16 protein-coding genes and 1 pseudogene are annotated in these 20,776 nt (G+C 73.0%); 6 read left to right on the top strand and 11 right to left on the bottom strand.

All coding sequences use genetic code 11. From position 1 onward, the window contains the following. Position 1: 1 nt before the first annotated feature. Both R6Y94_RS13820 and R6Y94_RS13815 read right to left on the bottom strand, forming a co-directional pair. On the bottom strand, positions 2-841 hold the full coding sequence (locus tag R6Y94_RS13820) for an ABC transporter permease (RefSeq protein ID WP_318396224.1): 840 nt from the start codon (positions 839-841) through the stop codon (positions 2-4). Then, a complete protein-coding gene (locus tag R6Y94_RS13815; protein ID WP_318396223.1) occupies positions 838-1,851 on the bottom strand; it encodes an ATP-binding cassette domain-containing protein in 1,014 nt (337 codons plus the stop codon). Before R6Y94_RS13815 ends, R6Y94_RS13820 begins: the two co-directional genes overlap by 4 nt. A 98-nt stretch (positions 1,852-1,949) precedes the next feature. Here R6Y94_RS13815 and R6Y94_RS13810 point away from each other — a divergent pair, with 98 nt between their 5' ends. After that, positions 1,950-2,936, top strand: a complete 987-nt coding sequence (locus R6Y94_RS13810; protein ID WP_318396222.1) for a YafY family protein — start codon at positions 1,950-1,952, stop codon at positions 2,934-2,936. A gap of 6 nt (positions 2,937-2,942) precedes the next feature. On the opposite strand, the gene R6Y94_RS13805 is transcribed toward R6Y94_RS13810, so the two are convergent. After that, entirely contained in the window at positions 2,943-3,992 is a 1,050-nt protein-coding gene (locus R6Y94_RS13805; protein WP_318396221.1) for a saccharopine dehydrogenase family protein, read from the bottom strand. A gap of 153 nt (positions 3,993-4,145) precedes the next feature. Here R6Y94_RS13805 and R6Y94_RS13800 point away from each other — a divergent pair, with 153 nt between their 5' ends. From R6Y94_RS13800 to R6Y94_RS13775, 5 genes and pseudogenes are all read left to right on the top strand, one after another. Further along, positions 4,146-5,237, top strand: coding sequence for an AraC family transcriptional regulator (locus R6Y94_RS13800; RefSeq protein WP_318396220.1), 1,092 nt, complete (start codon positions 4,146-4,148; stop codon positions 5,235-5,237). Positions 5,238-5,299: 62 nt separating this feature from the next. After that, complete coding sequence (locus R6Y94_RS13795; protein WP_318396219.1) at positions 5,300-5,947, top strand: (2Fe-2S)-binding protein; 648 nt, start codon at positions 5,300-5,302, stop codon at positions 5,945-5,947. Beyond that, positions 5,944-8,265 carry a xanthine dehydrogenase family protein molybdopterin-binding subunit gene (locus tag R6Y94_RS13790; RefSeq protein ID WP_318396218.1) on the top strand — a complete coding sequence of 774 codons (2,322 nt, stop codon included), beginning with the start codon at positions 5,944-5,946 and terminating at the stop codon, positions 8,263-8,265. Before R6Y94_RS13795 ends, R6Y94_RS13790 begins: the two co-directional genes overlap by 4 nt. A gap of 99 nt (positions 8,266-8,364) precedes the next feature. Continuing rightward, on the top strand, positions 8,365-8,805 hold the full coding sequence (locus tag R6Y94_RS13785) for a hypothetical protein (protein WP_318396217.1): 441 nt from the start codon (positions 8,365-8,367) through the stop codon (positions 8,803-8,805). A gap of 348 nt (positions 8,806-9,153) precedes the next feature. Then, a pseudogene (locus R6Y94_RS13775) lies at positions 9,154-9,501 on the top strand (NmrA family transcriptional regulator); the annotation flags it as partial. A gap of 82 nt (positions 9,502-9,583) precedes the next feature. Here the strand turns inward: R6Y94_RS13775 and R6Y94_RS13770 are convergent. The 8 genes from R6Y94_RS13770 to R6Y94_RS13735 all read right to left on the bottom strand — a co-directional run bounded on the left by R6Y94_RS13770 (position 9,584) and on the right by R6Y94_RS13735 (position 20,775). Then, entirely contained in the window at positions 9,584-11,107 is a 1,524-nt protein-coding gene (locus R6Y94_RS13770; protein ID WP_318396216.1) for a family 43 glycosylhydrolase, read from the bottom strand. Next, a complete protein-coding gene (locus R6Y94_RS13765; protein ID WP_318396215.1) occupies positions 11,104-13,689 on the bottom strand; it encodes an alpha-L-arabinofuranosidase C-terminal domain-containing protein in 2,586 nt (861 codons plus the stop codon). Before R6Y94_RS13765 ends, R6Y94_RS13770 begins: the two co-directional genes overlap by 4 nt. A gap of 234 nt (positions 13,690-13,923) precedes the next feature. Further along, positions 13,924-16,020 (bottom strand): PQQ-dependent sugar dehydrogenase, encoded by a 2,097-nt coding sequence (locus R6Y94_RS13760; protein WP_318396214.1) that lies wholly within the window; start codon positions 16,018-16,020, stop codon positions 13,924-13,926. Between the two features lie 43 nt (positions 16,021-16,063). Next, a complete protein-coding gene (locus R6Y94_RS13755; RefSeq protein ID WP_318396213.1) occupies positions 16,064-17,041 on the bottom strand; it encodes a hypothetical protein in 978 nt (325 codons plus the stop codon). 61 nt (positions 17,042-17,102) lie between these two features. After that, positions 17,103-17,909 carry an ABC transporter ATP-binding protein gene (locus R6Y94_RS13750; protein WP_318396212.1) on the bottom strand — a complete coding sequence of 269 codons (807 nt, stop codon included), beginning with the start codon at positions 17,907-17,909 and terminating at the stop codon, positions 17,103-17,105. Beyond that, entirely contained in the window at positions 17,899-18,723 is an 825-nt protein-coding gene (locus R6Y94_RS13745; RefSeq protein ID WP_318396211.1) for an ABC transporter ATP-binding protein, read from the bottom strand. The genes R6Y94_RS13750 and R6Y94_RS13745 overlap by 11 nt, the downstream gene beginning before the upstream one ends. Next, positions 18,720-19,904: a branched-chain amino acid ABC transporter permease gene (locus tag R6Y94_RS13740; RefSeq protein WP_318396210.1), complete on the bottom strand. Its 1,185-nt coding sequence runs from the start codon at positions 19,902-19,904 to the stop codon at positions 18,720-18,722. The genes R6Y94_RS13745 and R6Y94_RS13740 overlap by 4 nt, the downstream gene beginning before the upstream one ends. Further along, entirely contained in the window at positions 19,888-20,775 is an 888-nt protein-coding gene (locus tag R6Y94_RS13735) for a branched-chain amino acid ABC transporter permease (protein ID WP_318396209.1), read from the bottom strand. Before R6Y94_RS13735 ends, R6Y94_RS13740 begins: the two co-directional genes overlap by 17 nt. Position 20,776 lies beyond the last annotated feature (1 nt).

Below are 20,776 nucleotides of genomic sequence, written 5' to 3'. Positions count from 1 at the left end.
ATCAGACGGCGCTGCGGGCCATCGCCCGTACTCCGACGGTCAGGCCGACAGCGGCGGTGACCAGCGCCGCGACCCAGCCCCAGAGCACGGTCGTGGAGCCGATCTCACCGGCGAACAGCGCGCGTTCGGCGTCGACGAGATAGGCCAACGGGTTGAAGTGCGCCGCGACCCGCATCCACCCCGGACCGGTCTCCAACGGCAGCAGGATGCCGGAGAGCAGCATCAGCGGGAAGATCAGGGTCTGCTGCACGGCCCAGAACATCCAGTCCTGCTTGCGTACGGCGATCGCGAGCGAATAGCTCAGCGCGCCGAGCCCGACGCCGAAGACCGCGAGCAGCGCCAACCCGACCAGCGCGCCGACCGGATAGAGCCGGAAGCCGAACGGGATCATCACCAGGACGATGATCACCGCCTGTCCGGCGAGCGGCACCATCTCCTTCAGCGCGCGGCCGACCAGCAGCGACGACCGGGACAACGGGGCGACCAGCATCCGCTCGTGTGCACCGGTCTGGAACTCGAACAGCAGGTTGGCCCCGGTGGCCGAGGTGCCGAACAGGGCGGTCATCACCAGGATGGCCGGTACGAACCACTGCCACACCCCACCCTCGCCGAGGGTCGTACCGGCCTGGCTGCCGAGCGAGCCGACCAGCAGCGGCCCGAACAGGCCGAGGAAGACCAGCGGCTGCACCATGCCGAAGATGAGCGAGAACGGGTCGTACCGCAACGGGCGCAGTTCGCGGGTCAGCACGATGCCGATGTCGCGGAGCAGGCCGAGCGGACCGCTCCGGCCGCCCGCCGGAACCGGGGTCGGCGACGGGGCGGTGGCGCTGATGGTGGTCACGGTGCGTCCTTCCGGGTCTGCGGGTCCTGCGGGCTGCCCTGCACCGTCGAGGTCTCCTGCTCGGCCTCGCGCAGGCTGCGGCCGGTGAGGGTGAGGAACACGTCGTCGAGGGTGGGTTGGTGCGCCTGGGCGGTGCCGACCCGTACGTCGGCGGAGACCGCGGCCCGGAGCAGTTCCGGCAGTGCCGCCGGCCCGTCGGCGACGTGCGCCTCGACCCGGGAACCGGCACAGACCACGTCCCGGGCGCCGGGCAGCCGGTCGACCAGCCGGGCCAGCGGCCGGGCGTCGTCCCCGGCGGCGGTGACCACGATCCGGTCCCCGGCGAGCTTCGCCTTCAGCGCCGCCGCCGAGTCGTCTGCGATGATCTCGCCGTGGTCGACGATCACGACCCGTTCGGCCATCGAGTCCGCCTCGTCCAGGTAGTGCGTGCTGAGCACCACCGTCATCGCGGCCTCGGCGCGCATCCGCAGGATGTGGTCCCACAGGTTCGCCCGGTTCTGCGGGTCCAGCCCGGTGGAGGGCTCGTCGAGGAAGAGCAGCGACGGCGCGTGGACCAGGCCCATCGCCACGTCGAGCCGGCGACGCTGCCCGCCGGAGAGGGCCGAGACCTTCCGGTTGGCGAGGTCGGTGAGATCGAGGCCTTCCAGCAGGTCGTCGGCCCGCCGCCGGGCGGCACGCCGGTCCAGGCCGTAGATGGCGCCCTGGGTACGCAGTTCGTCGCCGACCCGCTGGGTGTGCCCGGCCCCGTTGCCCTGGCCGACGTACCCGATGTGCCGGCGGACCCGGCCGGGTTCGCGCACCACGTCGTGGCCGGCGACGGTCGCGGTGCCGGAGGTCGGCGCGATCAGCGTGGTGAGCATCCGCATCGTGGTCGTCTTGCCGGCGCCGTTCGGGCCGAGCAGCGCGACCAGTTCGCCGGGTTCGATCCGCAGGCTGATGCCCCGGACGGCGTGCACGGTCTGGGAGCGGCTCACCACGAAGTCCCGGGTGAGCGAGCGGGCGTCGATCATTCGTTGCTCCCCGGTCGGAGGGTCGGTCGTCTCATGTCCGGAACGCTAGGCGGCATAGCGGCCAGTTTCTGGCCTGAATGTCGGGCAGACTTGCCGGCATGGCGAACACCAGCTCCCGGACCCTCCGCCTGCTCTCCCTGTTGCAGACCCACCGCTACTGGCCCGGCACCGAGCTCGCCGACCGGCTCGGCGTCTCGGTCCGCACCCTCCGCCGCGACGTCGACCGGCTGCGTGAACTGGGCTACCCGGTCGATGCGCACCGGGGCGTCGACGGCGGCTACCAGCTCGCCCCGGGCGCCGCCTTACCCCCGCTGGTGGTCGACGACGAGGAGGCGGTCGCGCTCGCGGTCGGGTTGCAGGCGGCCGCGCACGGTGCGGTCGCCGGCATCCAGGAGTCGTCGATCCGGGCCTTCACCAAGGTCGTACAGGTGATGCCGGCCCGGCTGCGGCGTCGGGTCGACGCGCTGCGCGCGATGACCGTACCGGCGTTCTGGGGCGACGGCGGCGGACCGACCGTCGAGGCGGCGGTCCTCACCACCGTCGCCCAGGCCTGCCGGGACGCCGAACGCCTGCGCTTCGACTACACCGCCCGGGGCGGGCAGCGGACCGAGCGGCACGTCGAGCCGTACCGGCTGGTCTCGCTCGGCCGGCGGTGGTATCTGGTCGGCTACGACCTGATCCGGCACGACTGGCGCAGCTTCCGGCTCGACCGGCTGAACGATCCACGCGGCACCGGGGCCCGGTTCCACCCCCGGCAACTACCCGCCGAGGACGCCGCCACGTTCGTCCGGGCCGGGATCGAGAACCTGCCCGCGCCGTACCGGGTGGAGGTGCTGGTGCGGGCGCCGCTGGCCACCGTCGAGGAGCGCCTGTCCCGCTGGGCCACCATCGAGTACGTCGACGAGCGGCACTGCCGGATGGTGATGACCACCGACACGCTGGACTGGCCGGTCATGGCGCTCGGCTCGCTCGGCGCGGAGTTCGAGGTGCTCTCCCCGCCCGAGCTGACCGACCAGCTCCGGGAGTGGAGCGAGCGGTTCCGGCGCGCCACCGCGACCGCCCCGGCGGCCGGGGCCGGCGACTGACCCGGCTCACCCGTCGGCGTCGCCGATCCACCACCGGATCCCGTACGGGGCGAGGAAGTCGAGGAAGTCGCGAGGGTCGTACGCCTGCGCCGGGGCGAGTACCCCGGGCCGGGCGCCGTCCGCGACGAGTCGGCGGGCGGCCTCGACGGCGATGACCGCCGTACTGCCGTAGGTGTCGCTCCCCCGCACGACGCCCCGGACCCGGCGCCCCTCGACACCGACGGCGTCGACCAGGTAGCTGAACCGCTGGCCACGGCGCCCCTCCTCGTCCGGCCCCTCGGGCAGGGCGTCGATGACCTCCGGCGGAAGCGGCGCGCTCAACGCCGCGCCCAACCCGGCCTCGGCGAAACTCTCCACCCGCCCGACCGGCACGTGTCGTGGAATGGTCACCACCTCCGCCAGGGGAAACCGGGTCACCTCGGTCGGTTCCGACGCGCCCGGCAGGGTCACCGAGGTACGCCCGGGCGGCACCCCGGTACGCCAGGCACCGCTCTGGTAGGTGAGCCCGCCTCCCCTGATCACGTCGACCGTCGCGCCGAGCGACCGCAGCGAGCCACGGGACGGTCCACCGCCACCGGTGATGAAGTGGCTCACCACGATCTCCTCGACCGGCCCGAGGGTGTCGGCGAGCAGCCGGGCGAGCAGATCCGCCGGCAGGCAGGCGTCGTTCGCGGCGGGCACGACGGTGACTCCGGCGCGCTCGGCCGGCCCGGCGAAGGTGTCGAAGACGGTGCTGAGATAGACCTGTTCGCCGGCGGTGTCGACGTACTGGCAGCCGGCGGCGACGGCGGCCCGGACCACGGAGTGCCCGGAGTCGGTGAACGGTCCCGCACAGTTGACGACCGCGTCGCAGTCCCGCAGCGCCGCCACCAGCGTCCGGTGGTCGTCGGCGCCGGCCACCCGCCGCCCGGCGCCGGTGATCCCGATCCGGGTGGCGGCCCGGTGCAACCGGGCGGCGTCCCGGCCGACGAGGACCGGCTCGACGCCCCGCCGGGTCAGCTCGGCGAGCACGAGACCCGCCTGGTAGCCACTCGCACCGTAGACGGCGATCCTCATCCGGTCTCTCCTCAGGTCGGGGCCCGCCGGGTCGGGGGCCGGCCGGGCGGACCGCCGGGACAAGGTCGGGTAGGTGATCCCACCGACCGGCCCGGGTCCACATCACGCTATGGCGGTGTGTGAAGACGACAAATGCGTAAGACTCTTCCGGGCATGCGTGACCGTCTCAGCGGATTCATCCGGGGATACGCTGAGACGATGGACGTGCTCTCCGACGCGGTCACCGCCGTGCGGACCGGTCGCCCGCACTCCGCGCGGGTACGCCGGCCGGCTCCGTTCGGACAGCGGTTCCCGGCGGTCGACGGGGCCGGCTTCCACGTCGTCGTACAGGGCTCGTGCTGGCTTTATCCGCCGGACGGCGCACCGCTGCGCCTCGGCGTCGGCGACGTGGCGTTCCTGCCGCGCGGCGCCGCCCACGCCCTGGCGGACAGCCCGTCGACCCCGCTGGTGGAGATCACCGCCGCCCCGTCGACAGCGACGTCGACCGAGTCGGGCGGGGGCGCCCGGGAGCGACCGGGCGGTCAGGGCGTGAACCGGCCCGGTCGGCAGGCGACCGACGGCACCGGGGCCGAGACGGTGATGCTCTGTGGCGCGTACCTGCTGGACGGTTCCCGGAGCCACCCGCTGCTGCACGACCTGCCGGAGGTCATCCACCTGCCGGCACGGATCGCACGGCACCCCGGACTGCACGCCACGGTGGAACTGCTCGGTGCCGAACTGCTCCAGCCCCGCCCGGGCGGCGACGCCATGCTGCCCGCCCTGTTGGACGTGCTGCTGTTACAGATCCTGCGTGCCTGGTTCGACGAGCGGGCCGCCGACGGCGCCGCCACCGGCTGGGCGGCGGTGCTGCGCGACCCCGGGGTGGCGGCGGCGCTGCGGGCGATCCACGGCGATCCCGGTCGACAGTGGACGGTCGGGGAACTGGCCGGCCGGGCGGCGCTGTCCCGGGCCGCGTTCGCCCGGCGGTTCAGCGCGCTGGTCGGCCAGCCACCGCTGGCGTACCTGACCTGGTGGCGGATGACACTCGCCGCCCGGCTACTCCGGGACGGTGACGCACCGCTGGCCACGGTCGGCCGGCAGGTGGGCTACACCTCGGAGTTCGCCTTCGCGCACGCGTTCAAGCGGGAGTACGGCTCGGCTCCCGGCGGGTTCCGCCGAACCGCGCGGTCGGGCGGCGCCGGCACGGTGCCACCCGCCACCGGGATCCACGCCGAACTCGGCGGGTTGACGCCGGAGCCGACGTAGGCGAGGCTGCTCCAGCCGATTGTGGATCATCGTCGCGAAAGCGTGGCCGGGACGCCTGGGACATGGAACAGACATTCGAGTTGACCGTCAACGGCGAGCGGCGGCAGGTCGACGCCGACGCCGACAGCACCCTGCTGCACGTGCTGCGGGAGGTGCTCGGTCTCAAAGGCTCGCGGTTCGGCTGCGGCCTCGGCCTCTGCGGCGCCTGCTTCGTCCTGCTGGACGGCCGGCCCGCACCCTCCTGCGACATCCCGCTCTGGGCGGCAACCGGCCGGACGGTCACCACGGTCGAGGGGCTCGCCAACGGCGACGTACCGCATCCGGTCCAGCGGGCGTTCCTCGACGAGCAGGCCGCCCAGTGCGGCTACTGCGTCTCGGGGATCCTGGTCAGCGCGGCGGCGCTACTCGCCGAGCACCCGCAGCCGCACGAGTCGACGGTGGCCGCCGCGCTCGACCGGCACCTGTGCCGGTGCGGCGCACAGCGGCGGATGGTCCGGGCCGTGGTCCGGGCCGGGTGGTACGGGGCCGGCAGCACCGGCGAGGGCGGCACCGGCGCAGGCGACACCGACCCGAGCACCAGCGATCCGAGCACCAGCGACACCAGCGCCAGCGACACCAGCACGACCGATGCCAGCACGAGCGGCGCCAGGAGCGGGGCGAGCGGCAGCGGGGCCAACGCCGGTGCGTCAGGAACGGCGGTCGACCGGTGAGCGTCGACCGCCGGGACTCCGCACCGGCCGCGCCGCCGCTGCCCCGGGGCGTGGTCGGCAACCCCCGGCTCGCCCGCTGGATAACGGTACGCCGGGACGGCACCGTCACGGTCCGGGTCGGCAAGGTGGAACTCGGGCAGGGCATCCTCACCGCGCTCGCCCAGCTCGCCGCCGACGAACTCGACGTCGACCTCGGCGCCGTCGCGATGGCGGCGGCCAGCACCGCCGAGGGCCCGGACGAGGGGCTGACCGCCGGCAGCCTCTCGGTCGCCGACTCCGGCGCCGCGGTCCGCCAGGTGTGTGCCGAGGTACGGGCGCTGTTCGTCGCCGAGGCGGTGGCGACCCTGGCCCTCGACCCGGACACCGTCACCGTGCAGAACGGAGTCATCACCGACGCGGACGGCTCGCGGCACACGTCGTACGGGGAACTGGCCGAGCGGGTCGACCTCGACCGCGAGGCGACCGGGGCGGTCCGGCCGAAGCCGAGACACCAGGCGCGATGGGTGGGCACCAGCGTGCCCCGGCTGGACCTGCCCGACAAGGTCTCCGGCCGGCCCCGCTTCATCCAGGACCTCGCACTGCCCGGGCAGCTCTCCGGCCGGGTGGTCCGGCCACCGTCACCGGCGGCCACCCTGGTCGAGGTCGACACCGCCGCCGCGCGGGTCCTGCCCGGAGTGCAGGCAGTGGTCCGGGACGGCGACTTCCTCGGCGTGGTCGCCGAGGGCGAGGAGAACGCCGAGCGGGCCGCCTCGGCGCTGGCCGCCGCGGCCCGCTGGCACGAGGAGCCGACCCTGCCGGACGAGGAGGAGATCTCCCGCTTCCTCCGGGACGGACCGGCCGAGTCGATCCCGGTCCCCGAGCCGGGCCGTCCGGGGCCGGCGGGCCGGCCCGCCGGCGGTCAACCTGGCGGTGCGGCTCGACCCGACGCCACGGGTCGGTCCGGCCTGACCGAAGGTTCTGGCCCGGTCGAGCTGCCGGAGCCGACCCGTGCCGCCGGGCGGGTGGACGGTGCCGACGAGGCAGCACCGGACGCCGTGCGGGGCGCCGGCACCGGGCAGGTGGTCCGGCGGTTGTGGGCGACCTACAGCCGGCCGTTCCTGGCCCATGCGTCGATGGCGCCGAGCTGCGGTGCCGCCCGCTGGGCCGAGGACGGTTCCGCGGTCAGCGTCTGGAGCCACAGCCAGGGCATCCACGCGCTGGGACGGGCGATCGGCACCGCGCTGGGACTCGACGCCGACCGGGTCGACGTGCGGCACGTCGAGAGCGCCGGCAGCTACGGCCACAACGGCGCCGACGACGCCGCCTTCGACGCCGTACTGCTCGCCCGGGCCGTCCCCGGCCGACCGGTGCACGTACGGTGGAGCCGCCGCGACGAGCTGACCTGGGCGCCCTTCGGCTCGGCCATGGTGGCCGAGGTGGAGGCCGGCGTCGCCGCCGACGGTACGGTGCTGACCTGGTCCTACGACGTGTGGAGCCAGGGGCACACCGCCCGGCCCGGTTACGCCGGCAGCCCGGGACTGCTCGCCGCCACGCACCGGGACCGGTCCCGTCCGACGCCACCGGCGGCCGATCCACCGGCCTCGGGCGGTGGCGGGACGACCCGCAACGCCTGGCCGATCTACACCTTCCCGGAACGCCGGATCCACGGCCACCGGGCGCTGCGGACCGCGCTGCGCTCCTCGTCGCTACGGTCGCTCGGCGCGTTCACCAACGTCTTCGCCATCGAGTCCTTCATGGACGAACTGGCCCTGGCGGCCGGGGCGGACCCGGTGGCGTACCGGCTGGCCCAGCTCGCCGACCCCCGGGCCCGGGAGGTGCTCTCCACCGCCGCCGAACTCGGCGGCTGGCAGCGGCGCGGCACCGAGGAGCACGTCGGACACGGCATCGGCTTCGCCCGCTACAAGGACCGGGGTGCGTACTGTGCGGTGCTGGCCGAGGTGCAGGCGGAGCACGAGGTACGGGTGCGCCGGCTGACGCTGGTCGTCGACGTGGGGCGGGTGGTCAACCCCGACGGGGTACGCAACCAGATCGAGGGCGGCGCGGTCCAGGCGACCAGTTGGACGCTGAAGGAACGGGTCCGGTTCGACCGCTGGCGGGTCACCAGCGCGGACTGGGAGAGCTATCCGATCCTGCGGTTCAGCGAGGTGCCGCAGGTCGACGTACACCTGATGGATCGCCCGGCGGAGCCGTCGGTCGGCGCCGGCGAGGCGGCCCAGGGTCCGACGGCGGCCGCCGTCGCCAACGCCGTCGCCGACGCGATCTCGGTCCGGGTACGCGACCTGCCGATCACCACCGACCGCATCGTGGCGGCGCTCTGACCGGAGACCGCGCTCCACCATGGGCGGCCACCGCACGGGGGAGACACCTTCGCACCTCGTGTGCGACAGCCGTACCGGGCGGATCGATAACCTTCGGTGATGCGAGGCTCGCGGGAAGACGACGGTTCGGCCGAACTCGACGACGTGGAGCGCCGGCTACGGGCTATCCGGGACGACCCGGAGAAGTCGACGACACTCCGGGAACTGGCGCAGTACCAGCTTGAACGCATCACCGCGCTGCGGGCGGCACGTACCGGCGGCGGCACCGGTACGCCCGCGGTGACGGTGGACCGGCTCGGTCCGTTCCGGTTCTCGACGATGCCCGCGACCGGCATCGTCAGCATCGAGATCGATCGTGGCGACGGCCTCCTCCCGCTGGTGGCGATCGTCTCCGCCGAGGAGCTCCGCCGGCTCATGCCGCTGTTCGAGCACGTCCGCAACCACGCCGCGCGCGGCGAGTCGATCCGGATCGACGTCCGGGAGGCGTTCCGCCAACTGCTCGGCCACGACCCGTTCGAGGACCAGCTCGATGACCGATGACGGCCGACCGCCGAGGGCCCGGCGGCACGCTCCAGGTGTGGTGCCTCCGCTATCCGCGCGGCGCGCCGACCCGGTACTGGTCGGGCTGACCCCCCGTTCCCGCTTGAAGGGCGAACGGGCTGCCGTAGCCGACCTGTCGGACCAGCGACGCGACGGTGCTGTCCGGCTCGCGCAGCAGGTCGGCCGCGAGCGCCAGCCGGTCAGGTAGGTCATCGCCGGTTCGCCGACCAGTTCGGTGAACCGGCGGGACAACCCGGCCCGGGAGACTCCGGTCGCGGCGGCCAGCGACCCCACCGTCCAGCCGTGCGCGGGGTTGTGGTGCAACATCCGCAGCGCCCGCCCCACCACATCGCCGAGGTGGTGGCGGCGCTGACCGGGGACGGTCACGTCGGCCAGCTCCACGAGCTGACCGGCCCCCGGCTGTTGACCTTCGCCGAGGCGGTCGACGAGATCGCCGAGCCGGCCGGCCGGGACATCCGGTTCCGGACGATCCCGGTCGAGGAGTACGCCGCCATGCTGGCGGAGCAGAAGTTGCCGGCGGACGTGTCCGCGCTGCTGACGTACCTCTTCGTGGAGGTGCTGGACGGCCGCAACGCCCAGCTGGCCGACGCAGTCCGCCGGGCGCTCGGCCGCCAGCCCCGGGAGTTCCGCGACCTCGCCCGGGATGCCGCCGCGACCGGGGTCTGGTCGGCGTGACGCGCCGCCCGGGCCGGCGCCGGCCGGGGTACCCGGGTCCCCGCACCCCGACCCGATGCGGACGCGGAACCGCCGCCTGCGGTCAACTGATCCGGAAGGTGGCCCGTTCCCGGTCGGCGCGGCGGTTCCCGGGACGGCCGACGGTCAGCCGTCCGTTGCCGTCGTGCGTGACGTAGGTGTCGGCGTCGTCGGCCAGCCGCAGCGACACCGCCCGCCGGTCGGCGAGCCCGCGCACCTGGACGAAGCTCGCCGCCACGGCGTACGCGTCGGTGTCCTCGTACGGGTCGACGCGCAGCACGGTGCCGTCGAGCCGGGCGTACCGGTCGGGGAAGTTGACCGACTGCACCGCCACCCGGCCCGGACCGGTGAACCCCGGCACCAGCCGGAACTGCGTGTCGGCGACCTCCCGCACCCCGCCCTCGACCCGGAGCAGATAGCCGAAGTGCCGGACGTACGCCTCCGGCGCGTCCAGTGGGGAGAACCGGAGCACCGGCCCGCCGTCCCCGACCGGTACGCCGAAGCCGGGTGTGCCGTCGGTGTTCCAGTACAGCCGCTGCACCCGGGTGTGCCGGTTGGGATCGAAGAGCGGGTCGCCGGTGATGTCGCGGTAGTCCCGGGCGTGGTAGACGAGCACGTCCGTCTCGCCGTCCTCGGCGACGGTGAACGAGTTGTGCCCCGGGCCGTACCGGCGGGTGTTCTCGTTGGTGGCGAAGACCGGCTGCGCCGACTTGGTCCAGGAGCGGGCGTCGAGCAGGTCGGCGTTCTCGTCGGCCGTGAGCAGCCCCATGCAGTAGCGGGCGTCGGTCGCGCTGGCCGAGAAGGTGACGAAGACCCGGCCGTTGCGGATCAGCACCGCCGGCCCCTCGTTGACCCGGAAACCCTGCACCTCCCAGGAGAGCGTCGGCACGGCGATCCGCACCGGGTCGCCCTGGATCGCCAGCGGGGAGGCCATCGCGGCGATGTAGAGATTGCTGTTGGTGGCGATGCCCGGCTCGCCCTGCGCCCAGAGCAGGTAGCGGACGCCGCGGTGCGCGAAGGTGGTGGCGTCCAGGGTGAAGGTGTCCCAGGCGGTGCTGAGCTGGCCGCGCAGCACCCAGCCGGCCGCCGTGCGGGGATCGGGCTCGGCGGACTCCAGCACGTAGGTCCGGATCCGGAACGGGTCGTCGGAGTCTCCGGCGGCGAAGTAGATGTACCACCGCCCGTCGATGTGGTGCAGCTCCGGCGCCCAGATGTAGCCGCCCATCCGGCCGGTGGCCGGGCGCCGCCAGACGGTACGCTCCCGCGCGCTGGCCAGGCCGTCCAGCGTCGGCGCGCCGCGTACCACGATCCGGTCGTACTCCGGCACCGAGCCGGTCAGGTAGTACATGCCGCGGACCGGTCGGGTGACGAACGGGTCGGCGCGCTGGGCGACCAGCGGATTCCGGGTGGTCAGGCCGGTGCCGGCCGGCTCGGCCCGGCGGTCGGTGTCCGGTGCCGGGGCGGTGTCCGGCGCCGCCCAGGCTGCCGCGCCGGACGCCAGCGGCAGCGCACCGGCCGCTCCGGCGACGACCAGCCCGCTCCCGGCGGCGTGCAGCAGCCCGCGCCGGCTGACTCCGTCAGTACTCACCGCGCCGTCCTCTCCACGACTCCGTCTCCGCCTCTCGACGGTGCGGCCGGACCCGCGGTCGCACCGATCCGGATGAACGTCACCGAGTACGCCGGGAAGGTGTACGAGAAGGTGTTCCGGACGCCGGTCAGCCGGGACTCGCGGGGCTGGATGGGGGTGAACGAGGCGGTGTTGACGTCGTCCGGCCCGCCGGCCAGGGTCGTCACCCGGGCGGTCGAGCCGACCCGCACCCGGTCGCCGAGGTCGATCCGGGTCGCCGCCTCGGACGCCTGCGCGTTGACCACCTTCAGCACCAGTTCGCCGGTGGCCCGGTCCCGGGTCACCACCTGACGGAACGGCTCGACGGCCCGGTCGTCGGTGAAGCTGCCCCACTCCTGCCCGTCCAGATACAGGGTCACGGTCCGGTTCCGTACCGAGATCCGCAGGTCGTAGGCGCGGCCGGTCTCGACGCTTCCGGGCTTGGCGATCATCGTCTGCTTGCCGCCGCCGCTGGCCTTCTCCACCGCCGTCTGGGTGTTGTTCCAGCCGCCGACGTTCCACCAGTAGAAGTTGCCGGTGTCCCGCACTCCGAACACGACGAGGAAGCCCTCCCGGCCGGACCGCTTGGTGGCGGTGACCCGCAGGTCGTAGTCGCGCCAGCCCGGGTCACCGGCGGTCACCATGGTGTCCTCGGCGACCGCGTCGGACTGCAGGTACGCGCCGTCCACCACGGACCACGAGCCCCGCCCGGTGGCGTGGGTCCACTGCCCGGCACCGCCGGAGAAGTCGTCCCGGAGCAGGGTGGCGCCGTCGGCCGAGGTGACCGTGACGTCGTCGTACGCCGCGCTGGTGGCCCAGGTGGAGAGCCCGACCGCACCGGTGATCGGTACCGTGGTGCTCGGCGTCCCGGAGGCGCGGCTCGGCACCACCTCGTCGCCGACGTTGGTCATGAACAGCTTCTGCACCTGGTAGCTCGCCGACGGCCAGGAGGTGGAGTTGTTGAACCAGATCAGGTCGGGCCGCCACTGCACGTAGTCCTCGTTGGCCAGCAGCGGCGCGTACGACGCCAGTCTCACCACGTCGGCGTTGCGCTCCAGCCCGGTCATGTACGCCGCCTCGGCGAGCGCGTTGTAGAACCGGTTGTCCTGCGAGGCGTACTCGCCGAGGAAGACCTTCGGCCCGGCCCGGTCGTAGGAGTCGTACCGGTCGTTGTGCTGGAGGAACCACTCGGGGCTGTTGTAGTAGTGCTCGTCGACCATCTCGACCCCGGCATCCCGGTTGAGCTGCCAGAGCCGGTCGAAGGTGCCGCCCGCGTCGTCCGGCCCGGAGTTGCTGATCACGGTGATCTCCGGGTACGCGGCCTCGATCGCCGACCGGAACTGCTGGAACCGGGTGAAGAACTCGTCCGGCAGGTTCTCCTCGTTGCCCACCCCGAGATGGGTCAGCCCGAACGGCGCCGGGTGGCCCATCCGGGCCCGCAGGCCGCCCCACGGCGAGGTCGCCGGGCCGTTGGCGAACTCGATCAGGTCCAGGGTGTCCTGGACGTGCCGGCGCAGCAGCTCGGGATCGTCGGTGGCCTGGTTCTGCCCGCAGCCGGTGACCAGCGCCGGCACCACCGGCAGCGGCATCGTGCCGATGTCCTCGGCGAACTGGAAGTACTCGTAGTAGCCGAGGCCGTAGGACTGGTTGTAGCCCCAGAAGTTGGCGTTGGTGGCCCGCTCCTCCACCGGCCCGACGGTGTCCTTCCACTGGTAGGAGCGCCGCCGTTCGTAGTCCGGCGCGGTGTAGCCGTAGTGGCTGCCGGTGTTGACCAGGCAGCCGCCAGGGAAGCGCAGGAAGCCCGGCCGCAGCGCGGCGACCTTCTCCGCCAGGTCCCGGCGCATCCCGTTCGGCCGGTTCTTGAAGGTGTCCCGGGGAAAGAGCGAGACCATGTCGAGGTGTACGGTGCCGCCGCCGGTGCCGGTCACCGCCAGCCGGCCGGTGCTGCTGGTCGCGGTCGCCCGGAAGGTACCGGTGTACTTCGTCCAGCCGTCGCCGCGGACCACGATCCGCAGCGGCGCGGCGAGGTCGGCACCGGCCGGATCGGTGAGCCGGACGGTCAGCGGGGTGCCGGCGGCGGTGCCGGTGCGGGCCCAGAGCGAGAAGTCGTAGTAGCGCTGGCGGTCGAGGCGGATGCCGGAGTTGTAGCCGGCGTTGACCACGCCGTAGCCCTGCCCGCCGGCCGGCAGGTCGAGCCGCAGGTAACGACGGTTGCGCTCGCCCAGCCGCCCGGCGTCGTCGACCACCCCGACGGTGCCCCGGACCCCGTCCGGCGCGGTCGGGGCCCAGGCCGTCATCCCGGTGTACCCGGCGTTGTCCGCCGGGTCGTACTCGAAGGAGCGGTTCTGCACGAGTTCGGCGTAGAGTCCGCCGTCGGCGGCCCGGTTGATGTCCTCGAAGAAGACCCCGTACATGGTGTCGGCGATCGCCGGGCCGGTGCCGGCGGCGTCCACTTCGACGGTGTAGTCGGTCGTGGCGGCCGTGGCGGCGGCCGGGACCGTGCCGAGCACGCCGGCCAGCACCAGGGCGCCCGCGAGCGCGCGGGTCGGGCGGGATCGGGACATCGTTCCTCCGTCCGTTACCGGTCGGCCCGGTAGCCGCCCGCTGCGCCGAAGCGGTAGGTGGCATGGATGAGCGTTAACATAGATAGGTCGAAATTGCCTGTCAACCCTGGGCCGACCTCCACTCCACAGTTCGGTGAGCGCTCACACCACCGCTCCGGTCGCCCACCCCGGCGGACGCGGGCCCCTCCCACCACCACCGGGCGACGGCAGGAGGGAGCCCGCTGCGGGCACGGGTCAGGCGGGTGTGCCCCGGACGGTCAGGTCGCGCATCCGGCCGATGTTGTCGAACGAGCCGAAGCCGACCCGGCCGGCGCCGAAGGTGGTGTCGGCGGCGGTCATCAACGGGTCCCGGGAACGGTCGAGGTAGACCGCGATCTCACCGGTCGCCGGCTGGTGGACCAGGCGGACCCGGTGCCAGCGGTCGTCGGTGATCGCGGGTGCCGCTCCTTCGGACCGGCCGTTCCACTGGTAGTCGATCCGTTCCCGGTCGGCGTTGTCGACCTTGAAGATGCCGTTGTGCGGATAGATGGTGTTGTCGGTCGAGAGGTGCGCGTAGTAGAACTCGGTGTCGGACTTCCAGCCGAACACGATGATCACGTCCCGGTTGGTCTCCTCCACCGGCGTGTCGAGCCGTACCTCTGCGTTGATCTCCACCGCGCCGAGTTCGGGCCCGGCGGTCAGCACGGCGTACTCGAACGGGCGGCGCGGGCCGGGACGCTGCGTACCGGCCTCGGCGAGGATCACCTGGCTGCCGGTGAACCGCCAGTTCGCCGGGGTGACCGGGCGCCAGTTGCTCGGACGCATGGTGTCCCGGACCTTCGTGGTGCCGACCCGTCCACCGGCGTACTCCCGGGTGCCGGTGACCTTCCAGATCTTCCCGTTCGCCTTGGCCAGGACGTACAACTCACCCTGGGCGTCGGTGCCGAACCGCAGGTCCACCCGGTTGGGGTCGCCGGGCGCACCGGGACCGGAGAGATCCTGCATCCGCACCGGAGTGCCGGCCGCGTCGAAGAGGGCCAGCCGGTGGATCGGCGCCAGGTCCCGGCCCCGCCGCATCTGGTCGACCTCGGTGTAGAGCACCCGGCCGTCGACGAGGTCGCCGAAGACGTACTTGCCGCGCAGCGCCGGCACGTCCCGGCCCCGGTAGACGAAGCCGCCGGCCACCGCGACGCCGATGTCCGAGGTGCAGTTCCAGCCCGGCGCGGGTTCGTGGTCGTACGCGGCGACCGGGTACGTGTAGCCATAGGTGGCGTCGTCCGGGGGCAGCGGAAAGATCCGGTCACACGGCTCCGTCGACGTCTTGTCGAAGACGAACGCGCCCTCACGCTCGCTCCAGCCGAAGTTGTCGCCGGCCCGCACCTCGTAGATCGCCTCGATGGCGTGTTCGCCGATGTGCCCGAGATACATCCTGCCGGTCTCCCGGTCCCAACTGAACCGGTGCGGGTCACGCATCCCGACCGCGTAGATCTCACCGAGCGCGCCGGCCTGGCCGACGAACGGGTTCGACGGCGGGATGCCGTACCGCCCGTTCGGGGCGTTGCTGCCGGCCGGGTCGATCCGGAGCAGCTTGCCGTGCGGCATCGCCATGTTCTGCGGGTCGGTGTTGCGCACCCCGACGCCGCCGTCGCCGGCCGCGATGTAGAGCAGCCCGTAGTCGGCGTCACCCCGCCGGGCGGTCGGGTCGAAGTTGATCTCCTGGATGCCGTGCACCCGGCCGCCGAATCCGATCCGCAGCACCTCTCGGCGGCTGCCGGCGAAGGTGTCGGCGGCCGGGTCGGTGGCGGTCCACTCGGTGATGATGCCGTGGTAGCCGGTGTTGGGCTGGCTGTAGTCCGGCAACACCGGGGTTAGCGGGGCCGACTCGGTGTGCACGGTGTAGAACCTGCCGTTGCGGCCGAAGTCAGGGTGGAATGCGACGTATCCGAAGCCCTGGCCGAGCCCCTGGCCGGAGAAGAAGCGCGGCGCGAAGGTGCCGGCCACGTCCAGGTAGACGTGCGGCACGCCGTCCTGCACGAGATAGAGGCTGCCGTTCAGGTCGGGTACCGCCCGCCGGCCCGATCCGTCCGGCAGCTCCATGATGGTGTTGATCCGCGCCTGTCGCATCAGGCGCGGGTCGGTGGGTGCCGGGGTCGGCTCCGACTTCGGGTACGCCGCGTACTCGGTGAGCACCAGCCCGAGCCGCGACTGGATCTGCTGTTCCGGTACGGGGTCGTAGACCGCGTCGGCGGCTCGGGCCGGCGCTGCCCCGACCAGAGTGGAGAGTACGAGGGCTGCGGCGCTGAGCGAGGCGGTGGCGAGGGGTCTGCGGAGGCGACGGGTGGGAGTACGCACGCGGGTCACTCCGTTCTCGGGACGGGACTGGGGCGGGTGGGGGTCAACGTCCTCCGGTCACGTGGCGGTACTGCTTCTCGACCTGGCGGGCCGGGACGACCCGGTCGAGGAACATCAGCGAGTCCATCCGGCAGTCGCAGGGGTTCTGCTCCCGGGTGTCCTGCGGGAAACTGCCGCCGATCTTGATGCCCCGGGGATCGGTGGCGGTGGCGCGGTGCCGGCCCGGCCCGGCGACCTGCCACGGGTCGTCGGTCCGGGTGTAGAAGCCGTCCAGCGGCCGGCCGTTGCGGTAGAGAGCCATGCTGCCGTCGGTGAAGTCGAAGGTGGCGGCGAGGAACACCCACTCACCGACCGGCAGCAGGGTCCGCCAGTCCCCGGCCGCCGCGAAGGTCTGCGACTCGCCGCCGTCCAGCCGCCGGCCGAGGGCGACCAGCCGCAGTTCACCGTCGACGGTGATGAGTTCGAGCAGCGCCCGCACGGCATGCCCGTCGGAGTCGCCGGTGAGTACCCCGGCCAGGCCGATCGCGTTGAACCGGTCGCCGGGGGCGGCGGTGTTGGAGTTGGGCGCCGGCCCGTCGCCGAGCATCTTGAACCAGCCGAGCACGCTCGCCCCGGCCGCGCCGTTGAAGGCGTGCAGGCTGGGCAGCCCGGTCGGTGCGTAGACGCCGGCCTTCCAGTCGTCGTTGCCGGCCACCGCCGGATCGACCTGCCGGGTCTGCACCGCCCGGCCGCTACCCCGGTGCGCCCGGTCCGGCACCCGCATCGCGGCACCCCCGTTGACCAGGTCGAGGGTGCTGCCGGAGCGGCCCAGGTCGCGTTCCCGGTCGGGGTCGCCGCGCAGCGGGTGGTCGAAGTCGTAGTACGCGACCAGCCGGTGCCGCAGTTCGGGATGGACGGCGCGGTGGCGGTCGCCGTGCCCCTGGGCCGGTGTCGCCGTACCGGTCGTCGCCAGCAGCCCGGCCAGGGCGGCGGCGGTGGTGGCGAGGACGGCGGATCGCAGTCTCGGTCTCGGTCTCGGCATCGCGTACACCTCTCTGTGCGTCGCGGCGAGGTGGCACCGGGCGGGTCGGCCCGGCGCGGCACTAACCGGTGTGCCCGCTGGTGCCGTCGTCACCCGCCTGCTCGGTGGAGATCCGGGCCGCCGTGCCGGCGGCGGGTGGCGTCTCGCCCGGCCGGCCGCCGAGATAGAGGTCGCCGAGCTGCGGGTCGGCCAGCAGCTCGGCCGCCGGCCCGGAGATGTGCACCCGACCGAGGTCGAGCACACAGCCGAGGTCGGCCGTCTCCAGTGCCCGCCGGGCGTTCTGCTCGACCAGTAGCACCGCCGTGCCGGCGTCGCGCATCCGGACGACCTGCTCGAAGACCGTGCTGGTCGCCTTCGGGTCCAGCCCCATCGACGGCTCGTCGAGCAGCACCACCCGGGGTTCGACCATCAGCGACCGGGCGAACTCGACCTGTTTCTGCTGCCCGCCGGAGAGCAGCCCGGCGAGGGTGTCCCAGCGCTGCCCGACCACCGGGAAGAGGTCCCGGACGAAGTCGGCCCGCCGCGCCAGCAGCGAGGAGTCCCGCAGGGTGTAGCCGCCGAGCAGCACGTTCTCGGCCACCGTCATCTCCCGGAAGACGCTGTGCCCCTGGAGCACGTGCGCCACCCCGGCGGCGAGCATCCGCTGCGGCCCGTGGCCGGTCACGTCGACCCCGCCGACGAGGATCCGGCCGGACCGTGGCTTGAGCAGCCCGCTGGCCACCTTGAGCACCGTCGACTTGCCGGCACCGTTGGGACCGACGAGGCAGACGACGGTGCCGGGCTCGACCGAGACGGAGAGCCCGCGCAGCACCGGGGCCGCCCGGCCGTACCCGGCCTGGACGTCGACGAGTTCGATCTCAGACGCCAAGGTACGCCCCCAGCACCCGCTCGTCCGAGCGGATCACCGACGGCGGCCCCTCGGCGATCGGCCGTCCCCGGTCGAACACCACGACGTGGTCGCTGATGCTCATCACCAGGTCCATGTTGTGCTCGACGATCACGAAGGTCCTCCCCTCGGCGTTGAGCTCGCGCACCAGGGCGCCGATCCGGTCCAGCAGAGCCGGGTTGACCCCGCCGGCCGGCTCGTCCAGCAGCACGGTCTCCGGACCGCTCATCAGCACCCCGGCGAGTTCCAGCAGCTTCTGCTGCCCCCAGGACATGTTCCGGGCCTCGACGTCGGCCAGGTGCTCGATGCCGAGCCGGGTCAGCCAGCCCCGGGCCCGGTCCAGCTCGGCGCGGCGCCGGGCGCCCCGCAACTGGCTCCAGAACCCGTCGGGTCGGGCCGCCGCGAGGACGTTGTCCAGGGCCGACATCCGGGGGAAGACCCGGCAGAGCTGGAAGGTACGCCCGATGCCGGCCCGGGCTATCGCGTGCGGGCTCCGCCGGGTGATGTCCGCGCCCCGGTACGACGTCCGCCCGCTGTCCGCCCGGATCATCCCGGTGACGCAGTTGAAGAAGGTCGTCTTGCCGGAGCCGTTCGGCCCGATCAGCGCGTTGACCTGCCCGTGCCGGAACGTCACGGTGGCCGTGTCCAGCGCGGTCACCCCGCCGAACGCCTTGGTCAGCCCCGTCGTCGCCAGGCTGCCCGTGCCACCCGTCGCCGGGCTGCCCGTCCCGGTCCTCGCCGGGCTGCCCGTCCCGGTCCTCGCCGGGCCGGTGGGCCCGCTCGGCTGCCCGGTCACGACCGCTCCTCCGCCGACCGTCCGTCGGGGGCGCCGACGGGAACTCCGGCCGGTGGGTCGACCGCCGGGCCACCGTCTGGTCGGGTGGCGTCCCGGTCGCGCAACTCGGCCGCAGTCACCTCGCGGATCGAACTCTGCGCCGGCCGCAGGAACCGGTCGAGCAGGGCGCCCACCGCCGGCAGCACCCCGTCCGGCATGAACATCACCACCAGGGCCAGCAACAGGCCGGTGGCGACCAGATGCAGCGGGGTGTTGCCGAACTCCACCTTGAAGTACTCCAGTCCGATCCCGACGACGAGCGCGCCGACCAGCGGGCCGAAGAGCTGGCGTACCCCGCCGAGCAGCGCCATCAGCACCAGGTAGGAGCCGGTCAGGATGGAGAACTGGAAGACCGGGTCGAGGTCGCCGAACCAGAGCGCGTAGAGGCCGCCGGCCAGGCCGGTGAAGCCGGCCGACACCACGAAGACCACCAGCTTGTACCCGAAGGTCGGGGTACCCAGCGACTCTGCCTTGTCCTCGTCCTCCCGGATCGCCTTGAGGCCGAGCCCGAAGCGGGACCGGTCGACCAGCCACCAGACCAGCAGCGCGACCGCGAGCAGGGCGGCGAAGAGATAGAAGAAGACCCGGTGGTGCTCGGGCCGGAGCAGTCCCGGGAACGGGCGCGGCACGACCAGCCCGCGCGACCCGCCGGTGAACGACGCCCAGCTCTGGAAGACCAGCAGCAGGATCAGCACCAGCGCGATCGACACGATCACGAACGACGCCCCGCGCACCCGCAGCGCGGCGTACCCGACCGGGACCGCGAACGCCGCCACCAGCAGCGCCGCCGCGGCGAGCGCGACGAAGCTCGGCAGTCCGGCCCGGACCACGAACAGGCCGGTGGCGTAGCCGCCGAGCCCGGCCAGCGCGCCGTGCCCGAGCGAGATGTACCCGGTGAACCCGCCGACGAAGTTCCACGACGTCGACAGCACCGCGTAGTTCAGCACGACGACGCCGGCCGAGAGGATGTACGGGTTCGGCGCCCAGGACGGAAACGAGAGCACGGCGGCGGCGACGGCCAGGATCGCGGCCAACCGGAGCAGCCCGGCCGTCCGCCCCACCGCCCGGTTTCCGGGTGTCGGCCCGGCCGGTCCGGCCTCCGGCGCCGTGGCCGTCGTGGGAAGGTCAGAAGCGCTGGGCAAGCCGACCTCCGAAGAATCCCTGCGGGCGGAACGCCAGCGTCGCGAAGAGCGCGAGATAGAAGACGGTCTGGGCCCAGGTGGTGCCGAGCGGGATCTGCAACAGGCTCTGCATCAGCCCGAGCAGCATCGCGGCGATCGCCGCCCCCGGGACGCTGCCCAGCCCGCCGACCACGATGATCGCCATCAGTGGACCGATCCAGTGCCAGTGCAGCGACGGGTAGATGGTGGTGTCCAGGGCCAGCGCGGTACCGCCGACGGCGGCGGTGGCGAGCCCGACGCCGAAGCCGAAGCCGGCGATCCGGTCGGTGTCGATCCCGATCAGCCGGGCGGCGTCGGAGTGCTGGATCGTCGCCCGCAGCGCCCAGCCGAACCTGGTCCGCTTGAGCAGCAGGTACAGCGCGAGCAGCGCGACGGCGGCGAGCCCGAACGCGATCAGCTTGACCACCGCGATCCGGGCGCCGAAGAGCCCGAGGCTCGCCGAGCCGTAGCCGAGCTGGATCCGTCGCTGGGTGCCGGTGAAGGCGTAGCCGAGCAGCCCTTCGACCAGCACGGCGATCGCGAAGGTGAGCAGCACCGACATCATCGTCAGGGTCACCGGACGCAGCCGGGCCAGCAGCAGCCGCTGGAGCAGCACGCCGAGACCGAAGAAGAGCGGGACCGTGACGACCATCGACAGCAGCGGGTCGACGCCCAGCCTGGCGTGCGACCACCAGGCGAGGTAGGCGGCGAGGATGAGGAACGCCGAGTGGGCGATCATCACCACCCGCATGATGCCGAAGTAGAGCGTCAGGCCGGCTGCCAGGAGGGCGTACAGCCCACCCAGCAGCAGGCCCAGGATGACGCTCTGGAAGAGCAGGGCGCCGGACGGCATC

Source organism: Plantactinospora sp. KLBMP9567, assembly GCF_033446045.1.
Lineage (GTDB): Bacteria > Actinomycetota > Actinomycetes > Mycobacteriales > Micromonosporaceae > Plantactinospora.
The sequence above is the reverse complement of the archived record's forward strand: the minus strand, read 5'-3'. Positions and strand labels throughout refer to the sequence as shown.